Raw genomic sequence first — 19,090 nt, forward strand, 5'->3', positions numbered from 1 at the left:
CGCCTCCTAGAATCCGTGCTCTTTTAGAAATGATGGGGTCAATCGAGATGGCTGTTTTTCGCTCTGCTCTTTTGTTAAAAAGCGATAAATGTATTTACCGATCATGTCACACTCTATATTCACGATATCCCCCATAGATTTAGTCGGGAAAATAGTTCCTTCAAGCGTGTGAGGAATAATAGAGACTGTGACATGTGAATCTCGCAAATCGAAAATGGTCAAGCTGACACCATCTATTGCGATCGAACCCTTTTGGGTGAGCATATCTGTGAGGGTTTTGTTCATCTTTAAATCATAGTAAATGGCATTACTCTTCTTTTCTATCCGGGTAATGACAGCCGTTCCATCAACATGGCCTGAGACAAAGTGGCCGCCAAATCGTCCATTTGAGGACATGGCTCGCTCTAAATTCACTGGACTGCCTTTTGTCAGCTGATCCAGCGATGTCGCTTTGACCGTCTCTGGCATCACATCTGCCGCGAACTGTTCTTTTGTGAAGCTAGTGACTGTGAGACATACTCCATTAATGGCGATACTGTCTCCGAGGTGAACATCTTCCAGCACACGGCTGCATGTAATGACAATTCCCATGGCATCTGCTGACTTTTTACTTAATGACTGAACGGTGCCAACTTCTTCAATTATCCCCGTAAACATGTGATCCTCCCTTTCGTTTCATTTGTATTTCTCACTTTTAAAAAAAGCGATGTTAGGGACATGTGATCGATTGAGCACCTTCGTCGCTTTTTATGGTCCATACAAGGTAGATGAGGGATCACCTAATAAACACTGCATGCAGTCTATTAACGACAAAATCATACAGAAAGCCCCGGAAAAAATTCCGGGGCTGTGGTTTTTTTGCATCAGAAATAAGACTATGATCAACAAATATTTTTCGTTCATAGCTTTCTTTATCCTTCTCCCATCCAGACTTTCACTGTCGGCTTCAGCTTTTCACTGAATCAACCGTTAATAAATTAACGGGTCACGGGCTGTAAAGCATTTGCTTTATTACCGTCGGTCGGGATTTTCACCCTGCCCCGAAGGATACAATCGATATTTAGCTGTCCTTAGGGGCTATTATAGCGATCCTTGTTGTCAAATGCAACAATCAAGATTTCTTCACACAAAAAAAGCCTCCTTATAGGAAAGGAGACATGTTAATTTACGACTTTTACTACCTTTATCAGTCCATCTATTCTTTTTTCATTACTAAAGTAGGCTTTAATACGATCGCCTTTTTTCAGATCAGCCACATCATCTTCAAATTTCTTACCATTAAAAATGATTTTTGTGCCATTCTTCGCTTGACCGTAATATTCATCTCCATCAATTTTCGTAATGGTATATTCATAGATGGTGTAATCTTTATCATTATTTGTTAAGCTTTCGCCAATAGCTGTTGGCACATCTTCAATTTTCATGCCATTCATGTATAAATAACCTGCGCCTAAACAAAGCAGTAAAACAAATAAGATCGCAATTTTTAATTTAATTTTCCCCATATTTAGAACCTCCATCATCTGCACTTCGCCTATTTGTATGTTTTATTCCTTCTTTTATTGAAATAAAACCAAAAAAGCTGATTTTCATTAATGGTTACTTATATAACGATTCAGATGGCCCTTTGGTTCCACCTCTTAATCATTACATATGATACGAATATGCGTTCTTTATTAAGGGGGTCTTTTTCCTATTTATTAGTTCGTAACACACCATACTGCAAGCTTTTCATTATATTCTTTTTTCGAGTGCAAATAAGTCTTCCTCTAACAATTGTGACCGCTGAACAGCGATGCTGCGGCTGTCGCGAACCCCTTGATTATAGTAGTAGCTTCCAAGGTTTTTTGTGATAAATTCTAGTATATTAATGGCTGCTAATTCACCAATCTCTTCTTCTCGTTCTTCGGCAAAATAACGCTGAATGGCCATCGTCATTTGATTTTTCTCTTCTTTTGTGAGTGGTTTCAAAGTATCCCCTTCTTTCTTTCCGATTTCTTCATTTGCATCTGATGTGCTGGCACCCCGCAAATACGAATATTTGTTCTCCTATCATATCATAAAAATACATTCTTCGCATGAATGCCCTATAAGAAAAAGCGTATTTTGATGTAATGGATCAAATACGCTTTCACTATGCTGTATGATTTTTTCATGGAAGCTGTCATAGCGTGTTGTCCATTTTATTTTAAAATGGATAGGATCGTCGCTACAGAATGATCTACAAATGAACGCTCTGGACGTGACTTCATGAGGACGGTAAGCCCGATGAAAGAAACGACCAGTGTCTGTGCTAAGGCTTTAGCATTCAAGCTGCTTTCAAGCTCACCCGAGCGAATACCTTGCACAATCTTTTCTTCAAATATGACCGAAAGATACATCTGATGCTCTCTTGTCAGAATTTCAAATTTCTCTTCGTGTGGAGCAAGTTCCACTATCGTATTAATGCAAAAACAGCCTTTACTCGGGCCATCTCTATATTCCTCTTCCACTACATCTGTAAATAAAGTATGAAATGCTTTCTTTACAGATTGATTGTTTTGAAGTTTTGTTCGAATACGGGCTGCATGCTGCTTTGTATATTTACGTAATGCAGCCTCAAATAACTCCTCTTTATCTCCAAAGGCTGAGTATAAGCTTGGCCGCTGTATTCCCATTTTTGCAGTCAAATCGCTTAACGTTGTAGCTCTATACCCCTTTTCCCAAAAAAGCACCATTGCATCATCCAATGCTTTTTGCTCATCAAACTCACGCTGTCGAACCATCCTCAATTCCTCTTTTCAACAATAAAATCATTTCACCAAAACAATTATTCATTTATTTGTAAGGATATCATTTTTTATTACTAATCAGTACATTATAATTTTATTTTATTCATGTAAAATTGTCAAACTGTCTTTCTTTAATCAAGATCAACTTAGAATAACTGGATTAAACTCTTGACTTTAAAACATTTTGTTGGTTATCCTTAACAGGAATCATTTTATACCGATCGATATATTATACTTTTTAGTACAAAAAGGAGAGGATGCAATGAATGGTTAAAGATAAAATGACTCCAAGAGATCATCCTAATATGAATTTTCGATTAAAACCTGAATCAAAGATGAGTCACTATATGGCACTACTTTTTGCAGCAGCGTGCGGGATGGCTGTTGCAAACATATACTTCGCACAACCGTTACTAAATTCACTGGCAGACGAGTTCGGTATCACGTATTCATCCATTGGTATTGTCATTACGATTACTCAGCTTTGTTATGCGGCGGGGCTGCTACTGATAGTACCGCTTGGTGATCTGTTGAATCGACGACGGCTCATTATCGGTCAGATGCTTTTATCTGTGCTTGCCCTCATTCTAGTCGGCATCGCTCCTATCGTCACCGTCCTATTTCTAGGATTAGCAGTGGTCGGACTGCTCGCTGTAGTCACTCAGGTACTCGTTGCGTTTGCAGCAAGTTGGGCTGCTCCAGAAGAACGCGGCCGTATAGTCGGCTTGGTGCAAAGTGGAATCGTAACCGGCATTCTTCTCGCTCGAACCTTTGCTGGTGTATTAACCGATTTTGCTGGCTGGAGGTCTGTTTATCTTGTTTCTGCCGTCATCATGCTTATCCTAACTGGCGTATTGTTCCGAGTGCTCCCGCGTGATGACAGCAAAAGAGAGTCATTATCCTATGTTCATCTGCTTCGTTCAATGTTTATATTGTTCATACAAGAACGAATCCTGCGCATCCGGGGGATTTTGGCTCTTCTGATTTTTATCGTCTTTGGTACGTTATGGACTTCACTCGTACTGCCTCTCAGTACTGCGCCATACTCTCTTTCACATACTGCAATTGGCGCATTTGGTCTTGCTGGAGCAGCCGGAGCGTTAGGGGCTGCTCGGGCTGGCAGCCTTGCTGATCGAGGTTTTGGACAGTTCACTACTGGTATATCCCTTGTCCTATTATTCATTTCATGGTTTTTCATCAGTTTGACTGAACATTCACTTATTGCATTAGTCATTGGCATTATCATTCTTGACCTATCTGTGCAGGCAGTTCATGTGACCAATCAGAATATGATTTTTACAGTACGGGCTGAGGCGAGAAGCCGGCTTACTGCGGCTTACATGATTTTTTACTCCATCGGCAGTGCGACCGGTTCAATTGTTTCAACCAGTATATACGCGACCTACGGCTGGAGCGGAGTATGTCTCTTTGGTGCCTCTATCAGCGCTTTCGCCATTTTGTATTGGTTCATCACCTACCGCCTAACGAAACAAATCACAGTCGTCTCACAAACAAAATAAAAAAACACCGCGATGAAGCGGTGTTTTTTATTGTTGACAAGGGCTAAAATGAACTTGATTTTAGCCCTTTGTCTTCTTTTCAGCGTGTTTGAAAACCTTTGAAGTCTAGGAAGGGCGAGCACTGGAACGGAGCGAATTTAACATTCGTGAGTACCGGAGCGCAGACCTGACACCGAATGCAAGGGTTTGTCTACACGCTGAAACACCGCGATTAAGCGGTGTTTTAGATTAAGCATCTACAACTTCAACTTTTTCCATGCCTTGCCCTTGCTCCATATCAAGTACAGCCTCGATACCAGATGTTACCTTGCCAAAAACAGTGTGAACACCGTTTAAGTGCGGCTGCGGGTCATGTACGATAAAGAATTGGCTGCCGCCTGTGTCTTTACCAGCATGTGCCATTGATAATGAACCTCTTTCGTGCTGATGTGGATTTCCTTCTGTTTCACATTTAATTGTGTAACCAGGACCACCCGTTCCATTACCGTTTGGGTCGCCGCCTTGGCTGACGAAGCCTGGGATCACGCGGTGGAATTTTAATCCATCGTAGAAGCCTTCATTCGCTAATTTTTCAAAGTTTGCTACTGTACCTGGAGCAGCCTCTGGGTAAAGTTCAAACTCAATTTTCTTTCCATTCGTTAATTGTATGTATCCTTTTTTCGCCATTTTTCACATTCTCCTTTCAGGTTAAACAACGCTCATTATAGCACATTTTCGGTGATGTTAAACATCCCCTGCTCTTCGATTGTCATTTACCTCTTAGCTGATGATTGATAAAATAGGGTTGCTTGATTCTTTTTTCCTAATAAAATGATATTTGACTAAATGACATGTCTTCATTTATCGGAACAGGAACACATCTTAAAAAGAAAATTGAAACGTCAAGCCAATTTGTTACGTCTATATGATGGAGTGCACTACTTTACGTGTACTCAAAAGCTAAAGTTTCTCTTGAAAGGGGAACGCTTTCGACTTGAAGGAGGTCAACATGTTTAAAAAAATGATGCTTGGTATGATGGCAGCGCTCCTTTTCCTAATTGGTGCGCCAAAAGTCAGCTTAGCGGATGCAGCTGTCGGCGATGTCATCGTCACACTCGGGCAAGACTTAACACCGGCTGATCGCCAGAAGGTGCTTGACGAGTTGAATCCACCTGAAAATGCGACAAAAATTGAAGTAACCAATAAAGAAGAGCACGAATATTTAGGAAAATACATCCCTCGTTCTTCTATCGGGACGAGAGCATTATCATCTTCATCGATCACCATTGAAAAATCAGGTACAGGTCTCACTGTGGATACACACAACATCAAGACCATTACAGATGAGATGTATTTAAATGCTTTAATGACAGCAGGTGTCAAAGATGCCAAGGTTGTCGTGACTGCTCCATTTGAAGTATCTGGTACAGCCGCACTGACGGGCTTACTAAAAGCGTATGAGGTGTCAAGCGACAAAGCCATTCCAGAAGATGTGAAGCAGGTGGCAAACGAAGAGCTTGTGACAACTTCTAAATTGGGTGACTCTATCGGGAAAGATAACGCTTCTGCCCTTATTGCAAAAATCAAAGATGACATTGCAAAAAACGGTGTCCCTAAAACCACAAAAGAAGTAGAAGAAAAAGTGGATCAGGCTGCTTCTGATTTGAACTTAAATCTGACGCAGGATCAAAAAGATCAGCTTGTCTCGCTATTTGATAAAATGAAAAACATCAATATCGATTGGAATCAAGTAGGATCTCAAATTGATAAAGCAAAAGACAAGATTACTAAATTCATAGAATCGGATGAAGGGAAAAACCTTCTTCAAAAGATTTGGGATTTCTTTGTCTCCATTTGGAATGCGATCGTTTCTGTATTCACTGGAGGAAAATAATTCATGAAAAAAAGCTGCCTGAACTCCAGGTGGCTTTTTTTAAGTAGATGATTTCACTTTTGATTGATACGGTAAATCAAGTTTCACAATGTCCTCATATGTTTCACGCTCAACCACAAGCTGCGCTTCCCCGTCTTCTACAAACACAACAGCTGGGCGCGGGATACGGTTATAGTTGTTTGACATACTATAGCCGTAAGCTCCGGTACAAAAGACAGCTAATAAATCCCCTTGTGATAATTCTGGCAGATCGATATCCCAAATGAGCATATCTCCGCTTTCACAGCATTTCCCGGCAATTGAAACCGTTTGATCATGCGTTTGGCTCATTTTGTTGGCACTTGCGGCTTCATATTTCGCTTGATATAAAGCTGGACGAATGTTATCACTCATTCCGCCATCTATCGCTACATAATCACGGATGCCAGGTACATGTTTTGATGATCCGATCGTATAAAGAGTCGTCCCTGCATCTCCAACAAGAGAACGGCCTGGTTCTATCCAAATCTCTGGCATATCAAACTCATAGCGGGCCACGTTCTCTTTCACAGCTTGGATAATTTTTTCGACATATTCTGTCGCAGGAAGTGGTTCATCCTCTTCTGTATAACGAATCCCAAAGCCGCCGCCTAAGTTTAATACTGTAGAAATAAAACCAAATGATTCTCTCCATTCATCCAGCTTCAAAAAGATTTTATCGGCTGCAAGGACAAAACCAGCCGTATCAAAAATTTGTGAACCGATATGACAATGAACACCTAAAAGCTCGATCACTTCTGACCCAAGCACTTGTTTCACCGCTTCATCTGCTTGTCCATTGTGAAGATCAAAGCCAAATTTTGAATCCTCTTGACCTGTCGTAATGTAATCATGCGTATGCGCTTCGACACCAGGCGTGATGCGGAGCAATACTTTCACTTTTTTTGACAGCTCTTGACCAAGCTGTTCAATGAGCTTCATTTCATAGAAATTATCCACAACAATACAGCCGATCCCATGCTCTAAAGCCATTTTTAATTCTTCTCTGCTTTTATTATTGCCATGGAAATGAATTTTTTCTACTGGGAATCCAGCGCAAATGGCTGTGTGAAGCTCACCGCCTGATACGACATCAAGAGATAATCCTTCTTCTTTGGCAAGCTGAAACATGGCGATGGAGGAAAATGCTTTACTCGCATATGCTACCTGTGCCGTTAATTCTTCTTCTATAAATGCTTTTTGAAAGCTTTTTGCGCGCTCCCGTATTAAAGCCACATCATATACATAAAGTGGTGTCCCATACGTTTCAGCTAAAGAAACAGCATCAACACCACCAATTTCTAAATGACCGAGTTCATTTTGTCTGCAAGTGCCGTGTAAATACAATGTCATTCCCTCTTTCTCCACTTCGGCTGAAAAAAGGCAGCTGCGTGAGCTGCCTTTTGCCGTGTCTCAAAGTTAAAAATACAATATCACAATCTTCAGCCACTTTCAATGAGCGTTAAGAATTTGGCGGAATTTTTGATCTGTTTTGAGGGTGAACGATGCTCGGCCTTACTTTTGAGCCAGGAACAGACGTCCGAATCAGCACTTGCCACAAAGCCTTTCCATTGAAAGGAATGAACGGCCACATATAAGGCGTCTGTAATGAACGAATGGATGTTAAATAAATGATTAACAACGTAAAACCAATGATGAGTCCATTCAGCTTAAAGATCGCCACTAGTGCTAGGATGATGAGTCTTACAATTTTATTGGCGACACTCAGCTCATAGCTTGGCGTTGTAAAGGTACCGATCGCTGCCAGCGAGACGTATAAGATGACCTCTGGTGTAAATAAACCGACATCAATAGCGATTTGTCCAATTAAAACAGCTGCTATCAACCCCATGGCGGTCGACAATGCGGTTGGCGTATGAATGGCTGCCATCCTTAAAAACTCCACCCCGAAATCAGCAAGAAATACTTGGAGAATGACAGGGATATGAGAAGGTTTGTTAAACCCAATATAGCTTAAATTGTCAGGCAGGAGATTTGGTTCGAGAATAAAAAGAAACCAAATCGGCAAAAGAAAGGTAGAACATAAAATGCCTAAAAAGCGTACCCATCTTAGGAACGTACCAACGGCAGGCGCCTGGCGGTATTCTTCTGCATGCTGAACGTGGTGAAAAATAGTGGTTGGTGTAATGATGACACTAGGGGATGTATCCGTAATGATGATGACATGCCCTTCTAATATGTGGTTAGCAGCGACATCCGGACGCTCGGTGTAACGCACTAGCGGAAAGGGATTATATCCTTGCTTAATTATAAATTCTTCAATCGTTTTATCAGACATCGTCAGCCCATCGACTTTGATTCCTGATACTTCTTTTTCTATAATATCTACTAAGTCAGGGTCTGCAATATCTTCAATATAGCAAACACAAACATCCGCTTTTGAACGTTCGCCTACTTTGAGCATTTTGTATCTCAGCTTTTCATCCCGCACTCTTCTTCGAATAAGTGCTGTATTCACAATAATGTTCTCAACAAAGCCGTCCCTTGCTCCCCTGACCACCTTTTCTGTATCCGGCTCCTCAGGCATTCTGCCAGGATAGCTTCTAACATCAATGATAAAGGCGTAGTTTTCACCTTCTACAACGACTGCTACAAGCCCAGACAGTACTTGATCCACTGCTTCATCCAGCGTTTCTACCTTGGAGACCTGCTGATTGACGAGGCGGTTCTCGACTACATGTGCAAGATCATCGGATTCAGGTTCGTTGTCATTGATTTCGATTAGCTCTTTTAATAAGTAGATAATATACTGTGTATCACACAATCCGTTTACATAGTAAAGCTGGATTTCCTGATCGTGTATATAAATTTTCCGAACACCAAGGTCAAAGCTGAGACCCATTCCGACATTTTCCTTGAAGTAATCTTCATTTTTCTTCGGGTCTCGGTACACGTTTACCTTGTCTTTCTTCATGGAAACCACTCCTTTCTAATATTAATTCCACTGCTTTCATCGTGATTGGAGATCCCTTGCTCAGATCATCTTTCCGTCCCATCTTGCCAATATCTCCAATACCGACAACTAACGGAAGATTGAGGGAGTCAAGACAATACACTGTATCACCGCTCATTTTATGGGGCTCCATTTCGGGAAGACCGTGTTTGTCGACACCGTATTCTGTCAGTTCACCTTCCCTGTCAATGGAGACATGGACCTTTGTCCATTCGGCTTGGTGCGTTTTGGATGCAACTGCAATCGCTCCAATGACTTCGATTTCAGGGTGGCGCGCCACATGTTTCATCGCTGTCTCGCCTGTTCCTTCACCTGTCAGTCCAGAATCATCGAACATCACAAAGACTGGATCATACGGCGTTTTTAAAATCATCTGAACAAGTTCAGGTCCTGTCCGTTTGCTTGGATTCCCTTTTGAGCTGGAAATACATCGTCCGCCAACGTTTTTAGCGGCAAGCTCAATGGTTTTGGCAGCATATATATCTCCGTCTGTCACTAAAATGACTTTCCGTCTTTGCCCCATATTCGGTTATCCTTTCGGTTTAAAGATAAGTGCGATAATAAATGAAAATAAAATCGCAGCTGATATTCCAGCAGAGGTTAATTCAAAGATACCGATACCGATGCCGATGAATCCGTGCACATCTGCCTGATGCATGGCCCCATGAAGCAAGCTATGACCAAAGCTGACAATTGGTACGGTTGCGCCCGCGCCTGCAAATTCAATAAATTTATCATAAATACCGAATCCGTCTAAAATGGTACCTGCCACAACAAAAGTAGTCATGACATGTGCAGGCGTGAGTTTGAGTACATCTAGCAAAAGCTGGCCAATGACGCAAATAAGTCCGCCTGCCACAAAAGCGATAAGATAATCCATTAGCTCTCTCCTCCTGCACGCTCAAATACGACACCGTGCGCAATGGTTGGAATGGTCTCTTTTTGCTGAACCATCATTGGGCTGAGTAACGCCCCGGTTGCCACAACGAGTACTCTTTGCAGATTCCCTGCTTTCATTTCTTGAAAAATATGACTAAATGTCACAACCGCTGAACAAGCACAGCCGCTGCCTCCAGCGAATACGTTTTGGTCGGGTGTATAGATGATTAAACCGCAATCATCGTGTTTTCGCCCAAGCTGAATGCCTTCTTCTTTCAAGAGATCCTTTAAGATTGGTGAACCAATGCCTGATAAATCTCCAGTTAAAATCAAATCGTAATCATCTACTGTTCTGCCTAAGTCTTCTAAATGCTGCTTGATGGTGTCTGCCGCTGCTGGTGCCATGGCCGATCCCATATCAAATGGATCTGTAATGCCAAGATCCATGACCCTGCCTACCGTTGCGCTCGTAATTTGAATTTGAGAGGGTTCTTGGCTGATAATAACGGCTCCGCCACCAGTTACTGTACTTGTTGCTGTATCTGGCTTTTGTCCCCCGTATTCTGTCGGATTACGAAATTGGCGTTCTGCAGTCGCATTGTGACTGCTTGTTGCTGCGATGGCTCTATTTGCAAAGCCGCCATCAATGAGTGCTGACGCAATGGCGACCGATTCCATTGAAGTCGAGCATGCCCCAAACAAGCAGAGAAACGGGATCTTCAGCTCTCTTGCCACATAGTTTGCTGTGACGTTCTGGTTGAGTAAATCTCCAGCCAGCAAAAGATCAATATCGCTTTTTTGTAAATTTGCTTTTGATAAAGCGGTTGATATCGCATCATCCATGAGTTTCCTTTCAGCCATTTCCCAGTTCTTTTGATCACAGTGCATTTCATCGTACGTTTTATCAATTAAATGACCAATCGGGCCTTCTTTTTCTTTCGGTCCTGCAGCAGTTCCTTCTGCATTGACATAAAGCTTGTGCTCAAATACCCAAGATTGTTTACCTGTTAGTTTCACCTTTCATTCCTCCTACGAAAACATCTTTTCCAAGACGTATCGAATGATCCCTACGACATATGCCGAAACGACACCAAATACAATGACGTTCCCAGCGAGTTTAAACATATTTGTGGCAACACCTAAAACAAGCCCTTCACTTTTATGCTCAAGGGCAGCACTTGTCATACTGTTAGCAAAGCCTGTCACCGGGACAGCTGATCCGGCTCCAGCAAACTGGCCGATTCTATCGTAAATACCGATACCCGTTAATAGAGAAGAAATTAAAATGAGGGTCGCCACTGTCGGGTTCCCTGCTGTCTTTTCGTTAAAATCAAAAAAGTGGATATAGAAATGTTGCAGCCCCTCCCCTATCAGACAGATTAAACCGCCAACTAAAAACGCCTTAATGCAGTTGAGGACATAAGGAGGTTTGGGCTGATACGTTTTCACCTTAGATGGATAGTTCTCTTTTAAACTCGACACGTGTTTGTTCCCTCCAATTGATTAAATATAAATAAGCCAATGAAATAGTGAACCAAATACCTTTCCTAAGACGATGGCCATGAGCAGCAAAACAATTTTCCCGTCCATTCCAATTCTTTTCGTTAATATAGGAAGTACATTTAATACTTCAGTGAGTGCAGCTGCAAGCATGCCGACGAAGATGCCTGATAAAAGACCGACCGGCATCGCCAGCCATTTGGTTAAATGAAGATGTATTTGACTTAAGGTGGCCCAGCCGCCAACAACCGCCCCGCTAATAACAGCCGCCTCGTACCCTTGTATGAAGCGCTGCGTTTTGGTTAATTGCATTAAGCGGGGAATGATGCCAAGCACTGTAAGAAAAGCCACAAATCCTGCTCCGACCGTTAAACCGCCGCCAAGTCCAACGAGTACGACAAAAAGCCACTTACCGATCATGGATATCCTTCAATGTTTCTTTATTTTCATTGAGTGCGACATAATGATCGAGATCGAGCTGATATTTAAACATTTCCACTTCGAGCGGACTTGGTTCTTCATTTAAACGCTTTTTAAATACATGATTGAAAAACAAAATCATGCCAAAACCGAGTCCAAAGCTATATGGAATTTGTAATAAATACGGATGCTCAACCGTTTTCCCTGTGATCATTTCATATAGGCGGATATGAACGAGACGCATACTGACATCCTCGTGGAAATTCATAATGGCAAGCGCCGCTCCAACAAATAATAGGAGCCATACAAACACAAATAAAACGGGAGAAAGCTGGCGTTTGCCTGTATCAATTTCAACAATGGCCTCAGAGCCGCCAACGGTTTGAATGTCGATATCTGGCCACGTTTTTTTGATCGTTTTGACGACATGCATGATATCAAGAACGGCGATGTGACGATCCTTTTTGCTGACATGATACACCGGCATTTTACTAAGCTTTTGCACAGCAAACTCATCACCAGTGATTTGGGCGATATCCTCTAAATAAATGAGCTGATCAATACCGGTCTTGATTCGATGGCGCAGCCGAATAAAGATTTGTCCGTCCATCCAAGTCACTTCCTATACGATGGGTTAAAAATAGTATGTGGTGAAAAATGGTTCTCATACTGATAGAACTTGATTTACCGGTAATTACCACAAAAAAAAAGCCAGCCGAATTGGCTAGCTGTCTTTTTGATCCATTTGCATTTGGATTTGTTTTAAAATTTTCTTTTCAAGCCGTGAGACTTGTACTTGTGAAATGCCAAGTCTCTCTGCAACCTCAGATTGTGTCTGGTCTTTATAATACCTTAAATACACAATAAGTTTTTCCCGTTCTTCTAATTCCTTGATCGCTTCTTTCAGTGCGATTTTGTCAAACCATCTTTCCTCAGAATGATCGGCAATTTGATCAAGCAATGTAATCGGATCCCCATCATTTTCATACACCGTTTCATGAATGGATGATGGCGAGCGCACTGCTTCTTGGGCGAGAACAACATCCTCTGGTGTGATATCAAGGTATTCGGCAATTTCCTGAACGGTCGGCATTCTTCCATGAGACTTAGACAATTCATCCCTTGCCCGCCGAATTTTATTTCCGAGTTCCTTTAATGAACGGCTGACTTTGACCGTTCCATCATCCCGAATGAATCGCTGAATTTCTCCAATGATCATAGGGACGGCGTACGTTGAAAACTTTACATCATATGACAAATCAAATTTATCAACAGATTTCAGCAGTCCAATACAGCCAATCTGAAATAGATCATCTGGTTCATATCCCCTATTTAAAAAGCGCTGAACAACGGACCAAACAAGACGCATGTTTTTTTCTACGAGGAGGTCTCTTGCTTGCTGATCACCGTCTTGGCTTTTTTTGATGAGCTCTTTGACTTCATCATTTGACAGCTGGGCTTTTTTAGCTTGCTTTTTTACCTCCACATCCATATGAGCAGCTCCTTTAATTACAAAGCGCTTTGCTTTTTGATAGATGCTTTGTTAAACGGATGGTCGTGCCCATTTCTGGAGATGAGTCCACCATGACATCATCCATAAAATTCTCCATGATGGTAAAGCCCATGCCAGAGCGCTCTAAGTCTGGTTTTGTGGTGAAAAGCGGCTGTCTTGCTTCCTCAAGATCGGTAATACCCATACCTTCATCACGGATGGTGAGGTAAACGACATGATCATCTAATGTGACATGGATATGCACCTTGCCATCTGGATTCCCATCATAGCCATGGATGATGGAGTTTGTCACTGCCTCAGATACGACGGTCTTGATTTCTGTTAATTCATCTAAAGTCGGATCAAGCTGAGCGATAAATGCCGCGACTGTCACCCTCGCAAACGATTCATTTTGGCTTAATGCCGAAAAAGTCAGGTTCATTTCATTTCTCATGATGCCACCCCCAATGTTTGCAAAGCCGTTTGTTCTGAAGGCTCCATCCGAATGATTTTAAACAAGCCAGACATATCAAATAACCGGTTCACCGCTGGCGAGATGGCACAGACGACCATTTCCCCGCCAAGCTGCTTAATTTCCTTATATCTTCCTAAAATCACTCCGAGTCCAGAGCTGTCCATAAACGATAAATCAGCTAGATTCAGCACAATGTGGCGAATGTCCTCTGTTTCCAAATAATTCGTCACCTTTTGTCTCAATGTTTCTGCGGAGTGATGATCGAGCTCTCCTGTTAACCGAATGCAAAGTACGCTCTCTTTTACTTGAAAATCAATACCAAGGCTCATTTTTTATTCCTCCTTGCTCTAATTTCGGATAAAGAGTGTTTCTCTTTTATATAAAGTAAATCCTTCACCATGACAAAACTAGTGACCATTCGTCACATTTAGATGTTCTTTTCTTTTCCTCATAGCAAAAAGACTGCCAATTACAGCAGCCTTTCGCCTTTTATTTCCATTTTATGAAATCAGCCATCGCCCGTTTGAAGAAAGTCCAAACGCTTGCCTTTTCCATTCCTTCTTTTGCTTCTACAGGGCTTTCATGCAGCACTTTTCCATCTTTTTTCAAGACGATCGTACCAAGTTCCGTTCCTTTTGAAAATGGAGCCTTGACATCATGAGACAATTTGATTTCTTTTTTGATCTGATCCACATTTTCGCCTTTTTTCGTTAAAAGGGAGATCGGTTCAGAAGTAACGAGCTGAATGTTTTTCTTTTTCCCTTTGCTCACTTTGACCTCCGCCACATCTTGCCCTCTTTTGTAAAGCGGATGAGTCGTATATTGACTAAATGCGTAATCTAACATTTTGACTACCTGAGCGTTTCTGTCTTTCGGCGTGCTTGCGCCAAAGACAACCGCAATGACGCGCATGTTACCTTTTTTAGCAGATGCAGTTAAACAGTATTTCGCTTCACCTGTAAAACCTGTTTTCACCCCATCGACCCCTGGATAAAATTTAATTAGACGGTTTGTGTTGACAAGCCAGAATTTTTTATCTGTGTTTTGCCGGAGATAGTCTTCGTAGACACCTGTGAATTTGGTGATTTGTTCGTATTTCAACAGCTCTTTTGCCATTATTGCCATATCATGAGCTGTGCTGTAATGGTCTTTTTCAGGAAGTCCTGTTGGGTTTTGAAAGACTGTTGAGGTGAGGCCAAGCTCTTTCGCTCTTTTGTTCATCTGCTCTACGAACTGTTCTTCAGATCCTGCAATATGCTCTGCCATGGCAACTGAAGCATCATTTCCTGAAGCAATCGCAATGCCTTTCAGCATTTCTTTCACGGTCATTTCTTCTCCTGGTTCAAGGAAGATTTGCGACCCTCCCATGGACGCTGCATAGTCGCTCGTTCTGACCTTGTCTGTCATTTTCAGTTTACCCTGATCAATAGCTTCCATGATAAGAAGCATCGTCATGATTTTGGTCATACTTGCGGGTGCAAGCTTTTCATCGCTGTTTTTGTTGTAAAGCACCTTTCCCGTGTCACGTTCTATTAAGATCGCTGATTTGGCTTCGTGTGCCAATTCTGATGTTTGTTTTTCTCCTGGTTTTTCAATCTTTTCTTTTGCTATTGCTGATGGTGAAACCATTGAGATAAGGATCATTAAAATAAACAATGCACATATATGACGTTTCAAGTGGCAGACCTCCATTATCGTAATCCTTTCTATTTTTTCCTCATACAGGCTGTTTTATTCAGAGATCGTATGATTACAAATAAAAAAGCCTTCTGCTTGGGTAGCAGAAGGCTTCTGGACACATGCTATGAAAGTTGTTTGACAATGTCTTTTACTAAATCAAGAAAACTCGCTTTCACTTTTTCCGTTACTTCGATCACTTCATCATGAGACAGCGGCTGATCCAAAATACCAGATGCCGCATTGGAAATGCATGAAATGCCAAGCACTTTCATTCCTGCATGACGCGCAACAATAACTTCTGGAACAGTCGACATGCCAACAGCATCTGCTCCAAGTGTTCTTAAGAAACGAACTTCAGCAGGTGTTTCATATGAAGGGCCTGTCATCCCTGCATAAACCCCTTGCTGTACAGATATGCCTAAACGCTGGGCTGTTTCTTCTGCAAGTGCCAGCAATTCTTTATCGTACGGTGCAGACATATCAGGGAAACGAACGCCTTGACTGTCATTTGGGCCAATTAATGGATTGGTTCCCATCATATTGATATGATCTGTGATCAGCATGAGATCTCCTGGACGGAATGACGTATTCACACCGCCGGCTGCATTTGTGACAATGCATGTGTCAATGCCAATTTCTTTCATCACACGGACAGGAAACGTCACTTGCTTCATATCATATCCTTCATAGAAATGAAAACGTCCTTGCATCGCGCAAACGACAGTGCCTTTCAGCGTTCCGATCACGAGCTGCCCTGCATGTCCCTCTACTGTTGAAACAGGGAATCCAGGAATATCTTCATATTTTATTTTGATTGGATTTTCAATCTCATCTGCTAAAATGCCAAGCCCTGATCCTAAAATCAATCCAACTGTTGGTACATATGTCGATGCTTGTTTAATGTATGCCGCCGCTTCTGAAAACTGTGCTCCCACGAGATTTCCCCCTATTTAAGTTTAGATAAAAAGCTTGTTCCATATTTTGGCATCGTTATTTTGAAATTATCTGCAACGGTTGCCCCAAGATCAGCAAACGTTTTTGCTGTTGGCAGTTCATTTGCTTCCTGATGCTTTTTGCTGTAAGCAATGAGCGGAACATATTCTCTTGTATGATCTGTTCCGTGATGAACTGGGTCATTACCATGATCTGCTGTGATCACAAGAAGATCATCCTCTTTCAACAGGTCAAATACTTCAGGAAGACGTGCGTCAAATTCCTCTAATGCTTTTCCATAACCCTCTGGATCTCTTCTATGTCCGTAAAGAGCGTCAAAATCAACAAGGTTTAAAAAGCTGAGTCCTGTAAAGTCTGTTTTAAGTGTATCGACCAGCTTGTCCATTCCATCCATGTTTGATTTTGTTCTAAGAGATGATGTGATCCCCTCGCCGTCATAAATATCAGAGATTTTTCCGATCGCAATGACATCGAGTCCATCATCTTTCAGTTCATTCATGACTGTACGGTCAAATGGTTTTAACGCATAGTCATGACGGTTTGGCGTTCTAACAAATGCGCCAGGCTCTCCGACAAACGGACGAGCGATAATCCGTCCAACCATATATTTTTCATCTAATGTAAGTTCACGGGCAATTTCACAAATACGGTAAAGCTCATCTAATGGCACAACTTCTTCGTGCGCAGCAATTTGCAGCACAGAATCCGCAGATGTATAAACGATTAAATCGCCTGTTTTCATATGCTCTTCGCCAAGCTCATCTAAAATTTCCGTACCAGACGCAGGTTTATTTCCAATAATACCTCGGCCAGTTTTTTCTTTTAGTTCATTTAATAGTTCATCTGGGAATCCTTCTGGAAAGACTTTGAACGGTGTGTCTATGTAAAGACCCATGATTTCCCAGTGTCCTGTCATTGTGTCTTTACCGTTTGATGCTTCTTGCATTTTTCCATAGTACGCAAGCGGTTTTTCATCCGCTGGAATTCCTTTGATTTCTTTAATATGACTCAGCCCAAGCTTCGCCATATTCGGCATATGAAGCCCGTTCATTTTTTCAGCAATATGTCCAAGTGTATCTGCACCTACATCATTAAAATCAGCAGCATCTGGTGCTTCCCCAATTCCTACTGAATCCATGACGACGAGGAAAATACGTTTATACTGATAATCAGGCATTAAAAAGCGCCTCCTTCAATATTCTTGTCTTTTGACCTTACAAACAGTGAGAGGTCAGACATCTCAAGTATAAACCGTTTACAAGCCAGTTGACAACCATAAACGGTGTAAACATAAAAAAGCATGACACCCGTTCACTGTGTCATGCTTTACTTATGCCCTTGGATGGAATTTGTGATACACATCTTTCAGTCTTGTTTTCGTCACATGTGTATAAATTTGTGTTGTCGAGATATCGGCATGTCCGAGCATCTCCTGTACAGCTCTTAAGTCCGCACCGTTTTCAAGCAGGTGTGTAGCAAATGAATGCCTGAGCGTATGAGGCGTTAGTTCCTTTTGAATCCCTGCTTCGATGGCTCGTTTTTTTAAGTTCTTCCAGAAGCCCTGGCGCGACATTTTTTTCCCGTGATGATTGAGAAATAGGGCATCGGACGGCTGTTTTTTTAACAGCTTGCTTCTTCCCTTTTCGAGATATTCTTCAATCGCGCTTGCAGCAGCTTCACCGATTGGCACAATACGCTCTTTTCTTCCTTTTCCAAAACAGCGGACAAAGCCCATTGTGAGGTGTACATCGGCAAGGGTCAGATCCAGCATTTCACTGACGCGAATGCCTGTTGCATATAAGAGCTCAAGCATCGCTTTGTCTCGGTAGTCAAAGGGAGTGTGCTGATTTGGTGTATCAAGCAGCTTTTCGACCTCTCCTAATGATAGAACTTTCGGTAAAGTCCGCTCTGTTTTTTGCGTTTCAATGTTCCATGACGGGTCATCCGTTGTCACTTTTTCCCGAAGTAGAAATTGATGAAAGGAACGAATCGATGATAGATGCCGTACAGACGTTTTACTCGATTTCCCTTCCTCTTTTAGCTGCTTTAAATAATGAATGATATGCAGACGCGTGACATCGCGAATATCCGTCAGCTGTTCATGTGTCATTAAAAAAGACAAGTAGTTTTGTAAATCTCTTTTATAAGAAACAATAGTATTTTCAGAGAGTCCTCTCTCTACGGTCATAAAATGAATAAAGTCGGATAATTGATCGTTCAATGATTTCTACTCCCCGTTTTGATAAAAATAAATCAATCGATCTTGCCAATTGTCTTGATTCGGCTGATCCATTTCCATCACTTTAATTGCTGCACCCTCTGGTTTATCATAACGATGGTAGCTTTCATATTCTGAATTTATCCATATCATAGCATAATAGAACAGGACGGTAAAACCAGTGAACAAGATAAATACTTTGATCACTTCACCTGTTGTTTTGAGCCATTTTCGCATGATCTTCAAGTCCTTTCTCACCTTCTCATTACTTCAGCATATGCCAGGTGGGACAAGGAATATACAACGAAAATGCAAA

23 protein-coding genes and 1 riboswitch are annotated in these 19,090 nt (G+C 41.8%); of the genes, 2 read left to right on the forward strand and 21 right to left on the reverse strand.

Annotated features, from left to right (window positions below; all coding sequences use genetic code 11):
- Window positions 1-6: 6 nt before the first annotated feature.
- From ribE to NSS80_RS11710, 4 genes are all read right to left on the reverse strand, one after another.
- Window positions 7-657 (reverse strand): riboflavin synthase, encoded by a 651-nt coding sequence (gene ribE, locus NSS80_RS11695; RefSeq protein WP_317221959.1) that lies wholly within the window; start codon window positions 655-657, stop codon window positions 7-9.
- A gap of 253 nt (window positions 658-910) precedes the next feature.
- Window positions 911-1,052: riboswitch (FMN riboswitch) on the reverse strand.
- A gap of 108 nt (window positions 1,053-1,160) precedes the next feature.
- Window positions 1,161-1,505: a hypothetical protein gene (locus NSS80_RS11700; protein ID WP_008344451.1), complete on the reverse strand. Its 345-nt coding sequence runs from the start codon at window positions 1,503-1,505 to the stop codon at window positions 1,161-1,163.
- Window positions 1,506-1,734: 229 nt separating this feature from the next.
- On the reverse strand, window positions 1,735-1,971 hold the full coding sequence (locus tag NSS80_RS11705) for a DUF2164 domain-containing protein (protein ID WP_024422853.1): 237 nt from the start codon (window positions 1,969-1,971) through the stop codon (window positions 1,735-1,737).
- Between the two features lie 212 nt (window positions 1,972-2,183).
- On the reverse strand, window positions 2,184-2,765 hold the full coding sequence (locus NSS80_RS11710; protein ID WP_247721550.1) for a TetR/AcrR family transcriptional regulator: 582 nt from the start codon (window positions 2,763-2,765) through the stop codon (window positions 2,184-2,186).
- A gap of 272 nt (window positions 2,766-3,037) precedes the next feature.
- On the opposite strand from NSS80_RS11710, the gene NSS80_RS11715 reads away from it, so the two are divergent.
- Window positions 3,038-4,291, forward strand: a complete 1,254-nt coding sequence (locus NSS80_RS11715; RefSeq protein WP_317221958.1) for an MFS transporter — start codon at window positions 3,038-3,040, stop codon at window positions 4,289-4,291.
- 228 nt (window positions 4,292-4,519) lie between these two features.
- Here the strand turns inward: NSS80_RS11715 and NSS80_RS11720 are convergent, their stop codons facing one another.
- On the reverse strand, window positions 4,520-4,957 hold the full coding sequence (locus NSS80_RS11720) for a peptidylprolyl isomerase (RefSeq protein WP_008359679.1): 438 nt from the start codon (window positions 4,955-4,957) through the stop codon (window positions 4,520-4,522).
- A 322-nt stretch (window positions 4,958-5,279) separates the two neighbouring features.
- Between NSS80_RS11720 and NSS80_RS11725 the strand changes: the two genes are divergently transcribed.
- Window positions 5,280-6,164 (forward strand): DUF1002 domain-containing protein, encoded by an 885-nt coding sequence (locus NSS80_RS11725; RefSeq protein ID WP_024422856.1) that lies wholly within the window; start codon window positions 5,280-5,282, stop codon window positions 6,162-6,164.
- Between the two features lie 39 nt (window positions 6,165-6,203).
- On the opposite strand, the gene lysA is transcribed toward NSS80_RS11725, so the two are convergent.
- The 16 genes from lysA to NSS80_RS11805 all read right to left on the reverse strand — a co-directional run bounded on the left by lysA (window position 6,204) and on the right by NSS80_RS11805 (window position 19,011).
- Entirely contained in the window at window positions 6,204-7,529 is a 1,326-nt protein-coding gene (gene lysA, locus NSS80_RS11730; RefSeq protein ID WP_034280367.1) for a diaminopimelate decarboxylase, read from the reverse strand.
- Between the two features lie 115 nt (window positions 7,530-7,644).
- Window positions 7,645-9,126, reverse strand: coding sequence for a spore germination protein (locus NSS80_RS11735; protein ID WP_024428063.1), 1,482 nt, complete (start codon window positions 9,124-9,126; stop codon window positions 7,645-7,647).
- On the reverse strand, window positions 9,071-9,679 hold the full coding sequence (locus NSS80_RS11740; protein WP_024422859.1) for a stage V sporulation protein AE: 609 nt from the start codon (window positions 9,677-9,679) through the stop codon (window positions 9,071-9,073). Before NSS80_RS11740 ends, NSS80_RS11735 begins: the two co-directional genes overlap by 56 nt.
- Before the next feature lie 6 nt (window positions 9,680-9,685).
- Entirely contained in the window at window positions 9,686-10,036 is a 351-nt protein-coding gene (gene spoVAE / locus NSS80_RS11745) for a stage V sporulation protein AE (protein ID WP_007501045.1), read from the reverse strand.
- Window positions 10,036-11,052, reverse strand: a complete 1,017-nt coding sequence (gene spoVAD / locus NSS80_RS11750; RefSeq protein WP_024428061.1) for a stage V sporulation protein AD — start codon at window positions 11,050-11,052, stop codon at window positions 10,036-10,038. The genes spoVAE and spoVAD overlap by 1 nt, the downstream gene beginning before the upstream one ends.
- A gap of 12 nt (window positions 11,053-11,064) precedes the next feature.
- The gene (spoVAC, locus tag NSS80_RS11755; protein WP_024422861.1) at window positions 11,065-11,517 is read right to left on the reverse strand and encodes a stage V sporulation protein AC; all 453 of its coding nucleotides are present in this window, start codon (window positions 11,515-11,517) and stop codon (window positions 11,065-11,067) included.
- Window positions 11,518-11,538: 21 nt separating this feature from the next.
- On the reverse strand, window positions 11,539-11,955 hold the full coding sequence (locus tag NSS80_RS11760; RefSeq protein ID WP_024422862.1) for a stage V sporulation protein AB: 417 nt from the start codon (window positions 11,953-11,955) through the stop codon (window positions 11,539-11,541).
- Window positions 11,945-12,565, reverse strand: a complete 621-nt coding sequence (locus tag NSS80_RS11765; RefSeq protein WP_024422863.1) for a stage V sporulation protein AA — start codon at window positions 12,563-12,565, stop codon at window positions 11,945-11,947. Before NSS80_RS11765 ends, NSS80_RS11760 begins: the two co-directional genes overlap by 11 nt.
- Window positions 12,566-12,679: 114 nt before the next feature.
- Window positions 12,680-13,447, reverse strand: coding sequence for an RNA polymerase sporulation sigma factor SigF (sigF, locus tag NSS80_RS11770; protein WP_024422864.1), 768 nt, complete (start codon window positions 13,445-13,447; stop codon window positions 12,680-12,682).
- A gap of 13 nt (window positions 13,448-13,460) precedes the next feature.
- Window positions 13,461-13,901, reverse strand: a complete 441-nt coding sequence (gene spoIIAB, locus NSS80_RS11775) for an anti-sigma F factor (RefSeq protein ID WP_024422865.1) — start codon at window positions 13,899-13,901, stop codon at window positions 13,461-13,463.
- Entirely contained in the window at window positions 13,898-14,251 is a 354-nt protein-coding gene (gene spoIIAA, locus NSS80_RS11780; RefSeq protein ID WP_024422866.1) for an anti-sigma F factor antagonist, read from the reverse strand. Before spoIIAA ends, spoIIAB begins: the two co-directional genes overlap by 4 nt.
- Before the next feature lie 160 nt (window positions 14,252-14,411).
- A complete protein-coding gene (locus tag NSS80_RS11785) occupies window positions 14,412-15,599 on the reverse strand; it encodes a D-alanyl-D-alanine carboxypeptidase family protein (protein ID WP_317221957.1) in 1,188 nt (395 codons plus the stop codon).
- Window positions 15,600-15,724: 125 nt separating this feature from the next.
- Window positions 15,725-16,537 (reverse strand): purine-nucleoside phosphorylase, encoded by an 813-nt coding sequence (locus NSS80_RS11790; protein ID WP_056767204.1) that lies wholly within the window; start codon window positions 16,535-16,537, stop codon window positions 15,725-15,727.
- 11 nt (window positions 16,538-16,548) lie between these two features.
- Window positions 16,549-17,733, reverse strand: coding sequence for a phosphopentomutase (gene deoB / locus NSS80_RS11795; RefSeq protein WP_041086009.1), 1,185 nt, complete (start codon window positions 17,731-17,733; stop codon window positions 16,549-16,551).
- Window positions 17,734-17,886: 153 nt separating this feature from the next.
- The gene (gene xerD / locus NSS80_RS11800) at window positions 17,887-18,777 is read right to left on the reverse strand and encodes a site-specific tyrosine recombinase XerD (RefSeq protein ID WP_024422870.1); all 891 of its coding nucleotides are present in this window, start codon (window positions 18,775-18,777) and stop codon (window positions 17,887-17,889) included.
- Window positions 18,778-18,783: 6 nt separating this feature from the next.
- Window positions 18,784-19,011: a YqzK family protein gene (locus NSS80_RS11805; protein WP_024428058.1), complete on the reverse strand. Its 228-nt coding sequence runs from the start codon at window positions 19,009-19,011 to the stop codon at window positions 18,784-18,786.
- Window positions 19,012-19,090: the final 79 nt, after the last annotated feature.

The organism is Bacillus sp. FSL M8-0350, assembly GCF_038593345.1.
Taxonomy (GTDB): domain Bacteria; phylum Bacillota; class Bacilli; order Bacillales; family Bacillaceae; genus Bacillus; species Bacillus safensis.

Coding starts and splice junctions, on each gene's coding strand:
- ribE (WP_317221959.1), bottom strand. CDS start 657: ATGTTTACGGGGATAATTGAAGAAGTTGGCACCGTTCAGTCATTAAGT.
- NSS80_RS11700 (WP_008344451.1), bottom strand. CDS start 1,505: ATGGGGAAAATTAAATTAAAAATTGCGATCTTATTTGTTTTACTGCTT.
- NSS80_RS11710 (WP_247721550.1), bottom strand. CDS start 2,765: ATGGTTCGACAGCGTGAGTTTGATGAGCAAAAAGCATTGGATGATGCA.
- NSS80_RS11715 (WP_317221958.1), top strand. CDS start 3,038: ATGGTTAAAGATAAAATGACTCCAAGAGATCATCCTAATATGAATTTT.
- NSS80_RS11720 (WP_008359679.1), bottom strand. CDS start 4,957: ATGGCGAAAAAAGGATACATACAATTAACGAATGGAAAGAAAATTGAG.
- NSS80_RS11725 (WP_024422856.1), top strand. CDS start 5,280: ATGTTTAAAAAAATGATGCTTGGTATGATGGCAGCGCTCCTTTTCCTA.
- NSS80_RS11740 (WP_024422859.1), bottom strand. CDS start 9,679: ATGGGGCAAAGACGGAAAGTCATTTTAGTGACAGACGGAGATATATAT.
- spoVAE (WP_007501045.1), bottom strand. CDS start 10,036: ATGGATTATCTTATCGCTTTTGTGGCAGGCGGACTTATTTGCGTCATT.
- NSS80_RS11760 (WP_024422862.1), bottom strand. CDS start 11,955: ATGATCGGTAAGTGGCTTTTTGTCGTACTCGTTGGACTTGGCGGCGGT.
- NSS80_RS11765 (WP_024422863.1), bottom strand. CDS start 12,565: ATGGACGGACAAATCTTTATTCGGCTGCGCCATCGAATCAAGACCGGT.
- sigF (WP_024422864.1), bottom strand. CDS start 13,447: ATGGATGTGGAGGTAAAAAAGCAAGCTAAAAAAGCCCAGCTGTCAAAT.
- spoIIAB (WP_024422865.1), bottom strand. CDS start 13,901: ATGAGAAATGAAATGAACCTGACTTTTTCGGCATTAAGCCAAAATGAA.
- spoIIAA (WP_024422866.1), bottom strand. CDS start 14,251: ATGAGCCTTGGTATTGATTTTCAAGTAAAAGAGAGCGTACTTTGCATT.
- deoB (WP_041086009.1), bottom strand. CDS start 17,733: ATGCCTGATTATCAGTATAAACGTATTTTCCTCGTCGTCATGGATTCA.
- NSS80_RS11805 (WP_024428058.1), bottom strand. CDS start 19,011: ATGCGAAAATGGCTCAAAACAACAGGTGAAGTGATCAAAGTATTTATC.